Below are 13,013 nucleotides of genomic sequence, written 5' to 3' on the forward strand. Positions count from 1 at the left end.
GCGCTGCTGGCCTTCTATTCGTTCGTCCTGTCAGCGCGCGGTGATCGCGGCCTCGGGCGCTTCGTCGCGAGCATCACCGCGCAATTGATCCAGGCTGACCGCGAGTTCGCTCTTGCGAAACGGCTTGGTAAGGCGCGGCAGGTCCGGGTCGAGGCCTTCGCGCTCCGCATAGCCGGAGACAAGCAGGATCGGCGTTCCAGGCCGGGAGGCGCGGACAACCCTGGCCAGATCGGTGCCATTGATGCCCGGCATCAGATGGTCGGTGACGAGCAAGTCGAACGCCTCGCCGCTGTCCATCAGCGCCATCGCCTCTTCCCCGGAAGCGGCCTCGATAACGCGATAACCCAATTCCGCCAGCATGTACGACGTGCTGGCGCGCACCAGTTCTTCATCGTCGACCAACAGCGCGATGCCACGTATCAGCCGCGGCTCCGAGGCTTCCACCACCCGCAACAGCGGGGTCGGCTTCGAGAGGCTGCGCGGAAGCCACAGCTCGACGTTAGTGCCCAGGCCAGGCGCACTCTGAATCGTCAGGGCACCGTTCAACTGCGAGGCCAACCCATGGACCATGGAAAGACCGAGCCCCGTGCCTTTGCCGACGCCTTTGGTGGAAAAGAACGGCTCCACCGCCCGCGCGAGAGTGGCGGCGTCCATGCCAGTGCCCGTGTCGGCAACGGACAGACACAGGTATTCACCTGCCGCAAGCTTCGAGCGGTGCCCCTGGTCAACCTGCTCGGTGCTGGCCGAGATGCGCATGGTTCCGCCCTCAAGCATCGCGTCACGGGCGTTCACGGAGAGATTGAGCAGCGCCATTTCCAGCTGGTTGAGATCCGCGATGGCCGCCGGCAGATTATCCGGGGCATCGACGACCACTTTGATTTGCGGCCCTGTGGTGCTGGCCACCAGATCGCCCATATCGCTGACCAACTTCGCCACGTCGACAGGCACCGTCTGCAACGGTTGCCGGCGGGCGAACGCCAGCAACCGCTGCACGAGCGTCTTCGCCCGTTCCGCCGATTGCATCGCGCCCGAAATGAGCCGCTGTTCGCGTTCGCCGCCCACACCTCGTCTTTGCAGCATGTCGAGGGTGCCAACGATCGGGGTCAGCAGGTTGTTGAAGTCATGGGCCACGCCCCCGGTGAGCTGCCCCATGGCTTCCATTTTCTGACTCTGGCGCAAGGCCTTCTGCGCCTCTTCCCGTTCAGCGATGGCTTGAGCCACCCGCCCTTCCAGGGTGGCGTTGAGTTCCCGCAATTCTTCCTCGGCCGCCTTGCGCGGGGTTATTTCGATCGCCGTGCCGGTCACGCGCAAGCAACACCCGGCGCTGTCGAACACGCCTCGCCCCTTCGCCGCGACCCAGCGCACGATGCCGTCCTCGCGGCCGATCGTGCGATAGTCGACGTCGTAAAGCGCGCGGCGTTCAGGGTCGCAGGCCGCCGTGAAAGCGCCGATCGTTGCCTCCCGATCATCAGGGTGCAGACCGTCGTAGAAATCCTGCAGCGTGACCGACACGTCCGGCGAGATGCCAAACATCGCTTTGGTCTGTGAGGGCCAGACCAGCGTGTTTTGCACGAAATCCACATCCCAGAAACCCACGTCAGCGTGGTCGACCGCCAGGCGCAATCGGGCCTCACTGATCCGTATGGCGGAATCCGCCCGAGCGCGGTGCACCACCAGCCCGACCGTCTGGACCACGAAATCGATGATCTCGATATCCCCTGCCACCGGCTCACGCCGCTCACTGTGATACAGGACGATGACCCCGAGCAGCGCCCCTTGCGTGGAACGGATCGGAATTGACCAGCACACGTGCAGACCCTGTTCGAGGGCCACGTGCCGCAACACTGTCCAGCGGGGGTCATTCGCAATGTCTGCCTTCTCCATCACGGCGCTAGACCCGGCGACCTGCGCCGCGAGGACGAGGCCCTCGACGGCTGCATTGTAAGCAGGGGGCAGGCTCGGGCCTGCGCAGTGCTCGACGCGTTCGCCGTCTTCGTCCAGCAGCAGGATGCTGCCTAGAAAGCCTGACGAGGACAGCGCTTCCACCTCACGGACGATGGCGGCCAGTGTGGCATTCAGGGCCGTTTCTTCTACGGCGAGTTCGAGGATCCGGTTCTGCGCGGCCGCGAGTGCGGCCCCGCGATTACGCGCCTGGGTCAGACGCGCATTCTCGATCGCAATGGTCGCGAGTCGCGCCAGACTTTCCAGCCGATGGATCGTGTCAGGGTCATGGTCCCGAACCTCCGACCAGTAAGCGCCAAGCGCGGCCACCGGAACCGGTCTGCCGATGGGCACCATCACCAGGCTGCGAACGAAGGTGGGCGTATAGGCCTCCTGCGGAACCCTTGGATCGAGCCGGACGTCACGAATCGCCACCGTTTCGCGGTGCTGCATCGCCCAACCCGAAACGCAGTGGTCGAACTGGAAGCTCTGACCCTGCCAAAGCGCAGAGACCGCGTCTTCAGCCACATAAGCGCAGCGTCCGTTGTGTTCGATAATGACCGCAATGCCTTCCGCGCTGACCGTGGCGCGGGCCGTGTCCCGCAACACATCGACGACTTCGCCTACCGATGCTGCGCGGGCGAGGCGCTCACTGGCATTGAGTACATGAGACAAGCGTTCGTCGGCGCGTGAATCCACGGGAACAGTCAGCAAATGGATCTCCCAGCGACCACGGAAGCGTTTTCCGCCGTCGGGTTGGAATTGGAGGTGGGAAAGAGGGCTGAAGCGTGGCGCGCTCTTTCGGCAGGGTCGGCTTGCAGTGTGTCAGAAAAGCCACCTGCAAGCATCACCGGGGCGCGGGCGTGCGACCGGCGTCCTGCCACCCGTTTGAACAGGGCTATTTCAGCGAGCCCACATGCAAGAGCGAAGGCATCTGGTCTCCCTGCCCTCGCAGTCGAGGAGCCTGCGGGTCGAGGCTAGTGCGAGGAGACGAAGATCGACGGCGTACTGGACTCCGGCAACGCGTACGTCGCTTTCATCCAGGCAATCTCGGCGTGCGGGGTCCGTCCGAAGAAGCGTTTGAACTCCCGGCTGAATTGCGACGGGCTTTCATAGCCGACATCAAACGCCGCGGCGGCCGCCGATATGTCATTACGCAACATCAGCAAGCGTGCCTGGTGCAACCGCGTCGACTTCAGGTACTGCATGGGCGATGAATCGGTCACCGTGCGGAAGTGCAGATGGAAATTGGGCACACTCATGCTGGCTTCCTGGGCCAGTGTCTCGACGTTCAGCGGCTCCTGGTAAGCGCTGTGAATCTTGCGGATGGCGCGATTGACCTTGCCGAAATGCCCCTGTTTGCCAAGCGCGGCACGCATGGAACCGCCTTGTTCGCCGGCAATGATGCGGTAGTAGATCTCCCGCACCAGCGACGGGCCGAGAATCTGCGCATCGACCGGATGGCTCATGGCGGCGAGAAAGCGCAAGGTGGACTCGCGCAAACGCTCGTCGATCGGTGAGGAATACATGCCTCTGGGCGCAGCCGTGGTCGGGCCGAATGTCTCGTCTATTTCCAGGAGCAACTCGCCAGCGAGCTTGAAATCCAGCCGCATGTACACGGCGAACATCGGTTCATCTTCGCTGGCGTCGGTTTCCATGGTGAACGGCACGGGCACCGACACCACTAGATAGTGCTGGGCGTCGTAGAGGTAGACGTCATCCCCCAGGTAGCCGCGCTTGCGTCCCTGACACAGGATCACGATGCCAGGCTCATAGAGCACGGGAGTACGGGTCAGTGGTCGGTTGGAACGCAAGAAGCGTATGTCGTCCAGGGGACTCAAGTTGTAGCCTTCGAGCGGCGCCAACTGCTCCATCAACTCCACCATGCGCCGGGTGGTCTGTGCCTCACTGTCCATGCTCACTCCTTCTTTGACGGGTTCAGCCATCGGTAGACCGGGTCAAGGCTTCCCATTGTTCGAGGTCTTTCAGCGACTGCTCGAGCTTGCTGCGAACCAGCCCCAGCGCGTCGCTGCCCAGCAACAGATGGGCGGGTGGCGCGGCGCTGTCGATCAATTGCAGCATCGCGAGGGCGGCTTTCTGCGGATCGCCCAGCTGCTTGCCGCTCTTCTCTTCACGGGCCTGACGCACCGGGTCGAAGCTGGCATCGTAGTCGGCAATGCTGCGTGGCGTACGTTGCATCGACCGGCCGGCCCAGTCGGTGCGGAACGAACCCGGCGCCACAGCTGTGACGAAGACATTGAACGGCGCGAGCTCCTTGCTCAAGGTGTCGGAGATGCCTTCCAGGGCGAATTTGCTGCCGCAGTAATAGGCGATCCCCGGCATCGTAATGGTGCCGCCCATCGACGTGATGTTGATGATGTGCCCGCTGCGGCGCTGGCGAAAATACGGCACGAACGCCTTGGTCACGGCGACGGCACCGAACACGTTGACGTCGAACTGGCGGCGCATGTCGTCGAGTGGCGATTCTTCAAAGATGCCCTCATGCCCGTAGCCCGCATTGTTGACCAAGACATCCACCGGCCCATGACGGCGCTCCACATCGGCCACAACGCTGTCAATGCGGTCGAAATCGGTCACGTCCAGGATCACTCCGTGGGCCCGCTCCGCCGACAACGCCTGAAACGCCTGTAGCGCTTCCTGATTCCTGACGGTACCGATGACCCGATGCCCGGCGGCCAATGCCTCGCTGGCCAGCGCCTTGCCGAAGCCACTGCTTATGCCGGTGATGAACAGGGTTTTGCACTGATTCATGAGATTCTCCTCTCGGGTTGACTGATGCCCATGGTAGTGAATCGGCGCATCCCGACCTATGCCGGATCATCTGCAAGCCTTGCCTATTCCTATCAGGACAAAGAGTCATGACGCTGGCCAAGCCACTGGCGGAAAGTGGTGAGGGCCGGCGATTCGGCCTTGTTGAGAGGCCAGGCGAAGTAATACGAAAAGCTCTGCCGGTCGATCACCAGATCGAACGGCATGCGCAGCAGCCCTGCCTCCAATTCTTTGCTCACGAGCGATTTCTGCGCGATGGCCACACCATGACCTTCGAGCGCCGCCTGGTACGCCAGCAGCGAGGTCTCGTAACGCATGCCGCGATACGGATTGACCTGAGTCGCGCCCGCTTCGCGCAGCCACAGCGCCCAATCGTCAAGCCGGGCCAGGGAATGCAAAAGCACCTGGTCGGCCAGCTGTTCCGGAGCCTGCAGATTCGCCGCAAAACCCGCGCTCACCACAGGCACCAACTCGTTGCGCGTGAGCATCTGGGTGCCGATCCCCGGCCAGTCACCGCCGCCCAGCTGGATGCCGCCGTCAAGGTCTTCGTGCTCGAAATCCAGCGCCGCAGGCGACGTCGTCAGCTGCACGTCAATGGCCGGGTGCGCGATGTGGAAGCCCGCCAGACGCGGAATCAGCCAGCGCACCGCGAAGGTGGCCGGGGCGCGGATCTTCAGCAATTGCCGCCGCGTCGAGCCACCGACGATGGCGTTGGTGGACTCACGCAAGGCATTGAACAACGGCACGATATCCGCCAGGTAGCGCTCGCCTGCCGGCGTCAGCTCAAGGCCGGTGGGCATGCGCCGAAACAGCTGCACTGACAGGTAATCCTCAAGCGCCTTGATCTGTCGGCTCACTGCCGCCGGCGTCACCGAAAGCTCGTCCGCCGCGCGGGTGACACTGAGGGACCGCCCCGTGGCCTCGAACGCTTTGAGCGGATTGAGCGGCGGCAGCGGCCGGGAATTCACAGCAGGGGTGTTCACGGGACATCTCCAGGCGGACGCCGGTCATGGCGACGCTTATTGAGGCTCGGAATGGCGCTGGCGGTCAATGCGTACACCCCAGACCGCTGCCACCACAATGCACGGCAACAGCGACACGATCGAATAGACGATGCCGGCCAGCGGGTTGCCGCTCCAGTTGACCAGCGCCAGGCTGATCATCGGCAGGAAGCCGCCGAACAGGATGTTGCCGATCTGCTGCGACAGCCCGAACCCGGTGGTGCGGCTCTGCGGCGGAAAGCTGTCGGCGATGAACGCGGGCAGCGGGGCCATGACCATTGCCGTCAGTGCGGCAAGCAACGTCACGCAGGCAATCACGGCAGGCCAGGCCTGAGTCTTGGCCGACGCGACAATCTGGGCAAAACAGGGGTATGCGGCCGCGGCCCACAGCATCATGCCGATCAACATGATCCACGCCCGCCCATAGCGGTCGCTCAGGGCGCCGAACAACGGGTACAAAGGCGCTGCGATGAGGATCGCGACGCCAACACACAGATTGGCTTCGAACACCGGCACGGCCAGCACGTTCTGCAGGAAATACAGCATGTAGATGATCGAGGTGTAGAGCGTCACCGAGGTGCCGCCTTGCGCACCGAACACCGCCACCAGCAGGTTCTTCCACGAAGCGCGGCTGGTCAGGGTGTCCGCCAGTGGCGAGCGCGACACCCCACCCTCCTCCTTGAGCGCCTGGAACACCGGCGTCTCTTCCATGCCGAGGCGGATGTAGGTGGCGACGAGCACAATCGGCGCCGAGACAAGAAAAGGCACCCGCCAACCCCAAGCGGCGAAGTCGGCGGGTGTGAGGTAAACATTGAGCAGCGACACCACCAGCAGCGCCAGCAACAGGCCCAGGCTGGCGGTGCTTTGCAGGAAACTGGTGAACAGCCCGCGCCGCGCATGGGGCGCGTGTTCCATCACATAGACCGCCGCCGAGCCATATTCGCCACCCAGCGCAATGCCCTGGACGATGCGCAACACAAGCAGACAGACCGGCGCAAACAGCCCCGCCGACCCATAGGTGGGCAGGCATCCCATCAGCACGGTGGAACTGCCCATCAACACCAGCGTGATGACGAACGCGCGCTTGCGGCCGATCCGATCGGACATGGGGCTGAAGATCAGCGTGCCCAACGGTCGCGCCAGGTAGGCCACGCCGAAGGTGCCCGCCGTCAGAATCGACGACACGAAGGGATCGAACTCGGGGAGAAACAGCGCCCGCAAGGTGCTGCCCAACGCGACGTAGACAAGGAAGTCGTAGTATTCGAGCATCGTGCCGAAGCTGGCAGTGCCAACCACGCGCGACATGCTGGGCCGATAAGACGCGGCGATTGCAGCGATGTCCATGGGTGAATCCTCTTATTGTTATAGGGGTGCAGCGAGTGAGCAGCGCGGCCTCGCGTTACCGAGACGAAGCGAGGAACGCGGAAACGGCGGCCTTGTGCTCGGCACCACAGAGTAGAATGGCCTGCACGCTGCCCGCCGTTTCCAGTGCTTGCGGCAAATCACTGCTCGCCGCCTGACGCACCAGGCGCTTGGCCAGGCGCAGCGCCTTGGGCGGCGCGCTGGCAATCGTGGTCGCCAATTGCTCGACGGTGGCGTCAAGGGCCTCTGCCTCGACCACGCGATTGATCAGCCCCATCTGCAGGGCTTCTTCAGCGCTGTGAAACTGGCTGGTCAAGGTCATTTCCATGGCCTTGGCCAACCCGACCGCTCGAGTCAGGAACCACGCGCCGCCGATGCCCGAAATGAGCCCCAAGCGCAGAAAGCTTTCCGCCAGGCGCGCGCCTGTCACCGCGACGCGCAGGTCACACATCATCGCCAGGTCCAGACCGGCGCCGATGGCCGAGCCATTGATCGCCGCGATGATGGGGACTTCGATGGCCTGCATGGCCAAGGTGATGCGGTGCAGATAACGCCGCAGGCCATCGAGCACGTCTTCGGTGCTGCCCTGCATCAGGTCTTCGCCCTTCTGCATGTCTTTCACATTGCCGCCGGTGCAGAAATGCCGGCCACTGCCGCGCAACACGACGCAGTGGATATCGGCGCGGCCGTTGACGCTCTCCAGCGCTTCGGCCAACGCCACGCACATCGGCGTGGTCAGCGCGTTACCGTTTTCGCCGCCGTTGAGGGTCAGGTACAGCACCGCAGCGCGTTGTTCGATCAGGATCAGGTCTGCTTGTTCAGGGTTCATGGAAGCTCACTCTCTTGAGAATCGTCGGGTTATCGATGGTCGAAGTGCGGCACGCGCCGTTCAAGGAACGCCTCGCAGCCCTCACGCTGGTCGTTCAGGGCAAAGCAGCCGTGAAATGCACTCCGTTCGTAGGCCAGGCCTTCCGCCAGGGAGGTCTCGAAGGCGCGCGCCGTGGCAGCCTTGACTGCCAGCAACACCGGCAACGAATGCCGCGCGATGGACTGCGCGACTGACAGGGCCACGTCCACCACGTCCTCGTCCGCCACCACTCGGGAAACCAGCCCTGAGGCCAGCGCCTGGGTTGCGGTGATCGGCTCGCCGCTGAGGTTCATTTCCATCGCCAGCGACTTGCCGACCGCGCGCGGCAAGCGTTGGGTTCCGCCTGCGCCCGGCACCAGGCCGAGCTTGATTTCTGGCTGACCGAACAGCGCGTTCTCGCCGGCCACGACGATGTCGCAGATCATTGCCAGCTCGCAGCCGCCGCCCAACGCATACCCTCGCACCGCCGCAACGAGGGGTTTGCGCAGCGCACTGACGGCCTGCCATTCGGCGGCCAGGTAGTTGTCCTGCACGGCATGGGCGTAGGTCATTCCGGCCATGGCCTGGATGTCGGCACCGGCGGCGAAGGCGCGCGGGGAGCCGGTCAATACGATGGCGCGGGTTTCGCTGTCGTGGTCGAGGGCTTGCAGCGCCGCGCCCAGCTCTGTCATCAAGGCGCTGGTCAGCGGGTTGAGGGTGTTTTGACTGGCCAGGGTGACCAGGGCCACGGCGCCGTGCCGCTGCAAGGTGACGTTCGCGTCGCTCATGCCATCGACTCCTGAGGCAACCGGACACCCACGGCACCGGCAGCGGCCAAGTCTTCGATCTGCCGTTCGCTGTAGCCCAGCGCCAGGAGGATTTCGGCGGTGTGTTCACCCACCGCAGGCGGCGGCTTTAACGGCGCGCCCGGATGGCTGTTGATGGCAAACCCCGGCATGCGCAATGTCCCGGCGTCCTCATGCGGGACATCGACCTGCACACCGCTCTGGCGGTAGTGCTCGCTGCTGACCAGTTCGTCATAGCCGGCGACAGGCGCGCACAGGATGTCGAGCGCTTCCAGGCGCTGTAGCCAATCTTCGGAACCTCTGCGGATGAATCGCTGTTCGAGCAAGGCATGCAGGGCCGCGCGGTGTTTGACCCGCGCCGGGTTGTCGATGAAGCGCTGATCATCCGTCAGCTCAGGCACCTCCAGCAGCGTGCAGAGCGTCGTCCAGCGCGCCGGGTGATATGCGGCCACCATGATCCAGCCGTCAGCGGTCTTGAACGCTTCGTTCGGCGCCGCGTACGGCGCCGCGCTGCCGGTTTTTTCCGGCGCCTGGCCGGTGGACAGAAAACTGCTCAACGACAGGTGCTGCAACATCAATGTGCAGTTGTACAGACTCACGTCCAGATGCTCGCCCTGCCCCTGCTGCCCCACGCCGTGCAACGCGGCGAGAATGGCGATCGCCGCGAGGTAGGCGGTCACCATGTCGGCGATCGGAATCGGCACTTTGGCAGGGGTCGATTGAGGGTCGCCGAGCATGCTCATCAGCCCGGTCACTGCCTGGATGATGCCATCCACGCCCGGACGGTCGTGCCAGGGACCCGTCTGGCCGTAGGCTGACACCGAGCAATACACCACGTCCGGATTCAACGCTTTCACCGTGTCGTAGCTCAATCCCAGCTTGGCCATCACTCCCGGCCGAAAGCTTTCGATCACCACGTCGGCGTCAGCCATGAGCGCCAACGCGATGCTCCGGCCCTGCTCTGTTTTCAGGTCCAGAGCGATGCCGCGCTTGTTGCGATTGACGCTCAACGCCGTGACGCTTTGCCGCTGCTGCCATGGCGGCCCGATCGCCCGACCCAGCTCGCCGCCCAGTGGCTCAACCTTGATCACGTCAGCACCCATGTCGCCCAACAGCATGCCGCACACCGGCCCCGCGACAATGTGGGAGAAGTCCACGACCTTTATGTTTTTCAAGCTGTCGCTCAGCATCTTCAACACCCTGTTGCGCACCCTGAAAGGTGCCCGTTCTCATCGTGGGTCGAGGATAGGGAAAGCGTGCTGCTGGCAGCCATCGACTTTATGAGCGAGGGGCGTTGAGTTTTTGTAAAGGGGGTCCGGCGCGATATCGAGGGTGATTGGATTAGGCAAGGAATGGAGACGAAACGGCATTCGCAGGCTGTGCGCTCGATCGTAACGTGGGCACTCAGCGTTTGCGCTGAATCACTGTTCAACGATTGGAGATCAGCCCATGTTAGTCGTTTACAACCCTGCGGATGGCAGTGAAGTCGGTCGTGTTCCGCACAGCGATGCCGCCGCGGTCAGCGCCGCCATCGACCGCACGTGCGCAGCCTTTCCGGCCTGGTCCGGCAAACTGGCCAAGGAGCGCGGCGACATCCTGCGCCGCTGGTTTGAAAGCGTCAGGGCGGACAAGGAAGCCTTCGCCGAACTGATGTCGAAAGAAAACGGCAAATGCCTGTCCGAAGCCCGTGGCGAGATCGACTACGGCCTGGGTTTCATCGAGTGGTATGCCGAAGAAGCCAAGCGCGTGTATGGCGACACCATCCCCACCCATGACAAGAACGCCTCGGTCATCGTGACCAAGGAACCGGTCGGGCCTGTGGCGGCGATCACCCCGTGGAATTTCCCGTTCATGATGATTACTCGCAAGGTGGCCACCGCCTTGGCGGCAGGCTGCACGATGATCATCAAACCGGCGGAAGACACACCGCTGACCGCTTTCAAATTGCTGGAACACGCCCGCAAGGCCGGCATTCCAGAAGGCGTTCTGGAGGTCGTGGTCGGCGATCCGAAGCAGATCGGCGAGCTCATCACCGCAGACCCGCGCATCCACAAGGTGTCGTTCACCGGCTCCACCAACGTCGGTAAACTCCTGGCCGCGCAGTGCGCGCAGACCATCAAGAAGATGACCCTGGAGCTGGGTGGCAATGCGCCGTTCATTGTCTTCGACGACGCCAATATCGAAGAGGCCGTCAAAGGGCTGGTAGGTGCCAAGCTGCGCAACTCCGGTCAGGTCTGCATTTCGCCGAACCGGATCTTCGTCCAGGACACGATCATCGATGCGTTCCTGGACAAGATGAAGGCGGCGGTGCAGGCCATCGACGTCGACCAGGGGCTGCGTGAAGACTTCGTGGTCGGTCCGATGATCAACAAGGCCGGCTTCGAGAAAGTCGCTGCGCTGGTTGAGCAGGCCAAAGCCGCCGGGGCGAACGTGCTGCTGGGCGGCAAACCCCACGCCAAGGGCGGACTGTTCTATGAGCCGACCATCCTGACCGGCCTCACCGACGACTCACCGCTGGCAAAGAACGAAATCTTCGGGCCGGTGTTCGCCGTGTACGCATTCTCTACCGAAGAAGAGGTGATCCAGCGCGCCAACCAGACCGAATTCGGCCTGGTCGCCTACGCCTACACCAGCGCGTTGGGACGTTCGCTGCGCCTGTCCCGCCAATTGGAAGCCGGCATGGTCATCCTCAACTCGGGCTCGGTGGGCACGGTGTCGATTCCGTTCGGCGGGATCAAACAATCCGGCTATGGCCGTGAAGGCAGTTACTACGGCATCGAGGAATACGTGCATGTGAAGTACGTATTGATGGCAGGCGCTCAGTTGTAAGGTGACGTGCCACGGCGCGGAGTGCCACGAACCACTCCGCGCTGCCTGTCAGCCGGTCACCCGCGCCCTGGGCGTCGCGTCCGTTTCTCTTCTCTCCAGAGGCTCACTGTGGCGCTGCGTGCGGCGGCGGCCTGGCTCTGTGGTCACGGAAGTCTGAACGTATCCACCCGGCGGTTGATCCTAATCTCTCTGTCACGGCGCTTTCAGCGCGTTTTGCGCGGCACGTGTCCGGATCACGCAGTCACGGGAGCCTTCCGATGTTTCACCTCATGTTCAGCACGCCTTGCCTGTATGTGATCGTCCGCTTCATCTGGCCGATGCCATGGCCGTTGCCGGTCAGGCTGGTCTCCGCGCTGGTGCTGCTGCTCGCGTCGCAGTATCACCTGTACGCGAAATTCTCGTCGGGGAGCGTGTTCTCCCCGGAATTCCCCCGCGCCGCAGTGGTGTTTTTCAACTGGGCGTTTGGCGCAATCTTGCTGATCGCGGTGCTGCAGATCGTGGTCGATCTGGGCACTGTGCTGACGATGCTGGTGCGGCAAAAGTGGCTGACCATCCCGGCCTCGTTGCGCTACACCCTGGGCACGGCAGCGCTGGTGCTGGCAGGCATTGGCGTGCAGCAGGCGATGCGCGTGCCGCCGGTCAAGGACATCGAGGTGGCGATCCGAGACCTGCCGCCGCAGTTCGACGGGTACACGATGGTGCAACTGACAGACATGCACATCAGTCGCCTGTTCGACGAGCGCTGGGCGCGGGCCGTGGTCGAGCGCTCGAATGCACTGGGGGCGGACCTGATTGTGATTACTGGTGACCTGATCGACGGCCCTGTCAGCGCGCGCATTCGGGATGTGGAACCGTTGCGAGCGTTGCACGCGCCAGACGGGGTGTACGTGATTCCCGGCAACCACGAATACTTCTTCGACAACGAAGCCTGGATGCAGCACTTCGCCTCGCTGGGCATGACTCGGCTGAACAACAGCCATGCGCTGATCGAGCGTGGGGGCGCGCAGCTGACACTCGCTGGGGTCACCGACCTGAGCGCGCCACACGCCGGTTTGCCAGGCCCCGACCTGAAGCAGGCACTGGCCGGCGCGCCGGCGCAAGCGCCAATCATCCTGCTCGACCATCAACCTCGCAATGCGCGCTTCTCCGCGACCCAAGGGGTGGCGCTGCAACTGTCCGGGCATACCCACGGCGGCATGATCCGCCCGCTCGATCTGATCATCGCCCGTGCCAACGAAGGCTTTGTGTCAGGGTTCTATGACGTCGACGGCATGCAGTTGTACGTCAACAACGGCACGGCGCTGTGGCCCGGTTTCGCCCTACGCTTGGGGGTGCCCTCGGAACTGACGCGTATCACATTGAGGCGGGCGCAGGCGCCGGGCTGAGCCTCTGCGCTTTACCCGAACACCTCGTGCTCACTTTCCAGTGGCAGGTCCG

The 13,013-nt window shown here is 63.4% G+C and carries 10 protein-coding genes; 2 read left to right on the plus strand and 8 right to left on the minus strand.

Features of this window, described 5'->3' with window-relative positions; translation table 11 throughout:
* Nucleotides 1–30 precede the first annotated feature (30 nt).
* From B3N48_RS17840 to B3N48_RS17875, 8 genes are all read right to left on the minus strand, one after another.
* Entirely contained in the window at nt 31–2,655 is a 2,625-nt protein-coding gene (locus B3N48_RS17840) for a GAF domain-containing protein (RefSeq protein ID WP_296185942.1), read from the minus strand.
* Between the two features lie 263 nt (nt 2,656–2,918).
* Nucleotides 2,919–3,857 carry an AraC family transcriptional regulator gene (locus tag B3N48_RS17845; protein WP_296185943.1) on the minus strand — a complete coding sequence of 313 codons (939 nt, stop codon included), beginning with the start codon at nt 3,855–3,857 and terminating at the stop codon, nt 2,919–2,921.
* Between the two features lie 22 nt (nt 3,858–3,879).
* Nucleotides 3,880–4,713, minus strand: coding sequence for an oxidoreductase (locus B3N48_RS17850; protein WP_296185944.1), 834 nt, complete (start codon nt 4,711–4,713; stop codon nt 3,880–3,882).
* Between the two features lie 92 nt (nt 4,714–4,805).
* Nucleotides 4,806–5,714, minus strand: a complete 909-nt coding sequence (locus B3N48_RS17855) for a LysR substrate-binding domain-containing protein (protein ID WP_296185945.1) — start codon at nt 5,712–5,714, stop codon at nt 4,806–4,808.
* A 36-nt stretch (nt 5,715–5,750) separates the two neighbouring features.
* Entirely contained in the window at nt 5,751–7,076 is a 1,326-nt protein-coding gene (locus B3N48_RS17860; protein ID WP_296185946.1) for an MFS transporter, read from the minus strand.
* Nucleotides 7,077–7,131: 55 nt separating this feature from the next.
* Nucleotides 7,132–7,923: an enoyl-CoA hydratase-related protein gene (locus B3N48_RS17865; RefSeq protein WP_296185947.1), complete on the minus strand. Its 792-nt coding sequence runs from the start codon at nt 7,921–7,923 to the stop codon at nt 7,132–7,134.
* Nucleotides 7,924–7,952: 29 nt separating this feature from the next.
* A complete protein-coding gene (locus B3N48_RS17870; RefSeq protein ID WP_296185948.1) occupies nt 7,953–8,729 on the minus strand; it encodes an enoyl-CoA hydratase-related protein in 777 nt (258 codons plus the stop codon).
* Nucleotides 8,726–9,937: a CaiB/BaiF CoA transferase family protein gene (locus B3N48_RS17875; RefSeq protein WP_296185950.1), complete on the minus strand. Its 1,212-nt coding sequence runs from the start codon at nt 9,935–9,937 to the stop codon at nt 8,726–8,728. Before B3N48_RS17875 ends, B3N48_RS17870 begins: the two co-directional genes overlap by 4 nt.
* A 259-nt stretch (nt 9,938–10,196) precedes the next feature.
* On the opposite strand from B3N48_RS17875, the gene B3N48_RS17880 reads away from it, so the two are divergent.
* Together B3N48_RS17880 and B3N48_RS17885 are read left to right on the plus strand one after the other, a co-directional pair.
* On the plus strand, nt 10,197–11,576 hold the full coding sequence (locus B3N48_RS17880; RefSeq protein WP_296185952.1) for an NAD-dependent succinate-semialdehyde dehydrogenase: 1,380 nt from the start codon (nt 10,197–10,199) through the stop codon (nt 11,574–11,576).
* A 257-nt stretch (nt 11,577–11,833) separates the two neighbouring features.
* Nucleotides 11,834–12,961: a metallophosphoesterase gene (locus B3N48_RS17885; RefSeq protein WP_296185954.1), complete on the plus strand. Its 1,128-nt coding sequence runs from the start codon at nt 11,834–11,836 to the stop codon at nt 12,959–12,961.
* The last annotated feature ends 52 nt before the right edge of the window (nt 12,962–13,013 follow it).

Origin of the sequence: Pseudomonas sp. UBA1879 (assembly GCF_002338065.1) — a bacterium.
Lineage (GTDB): Bacteria > Pseudomonadota > Gammaproteobacteria > Pseudomonadales > Pseudomonadaceae > Aquipseudomonas.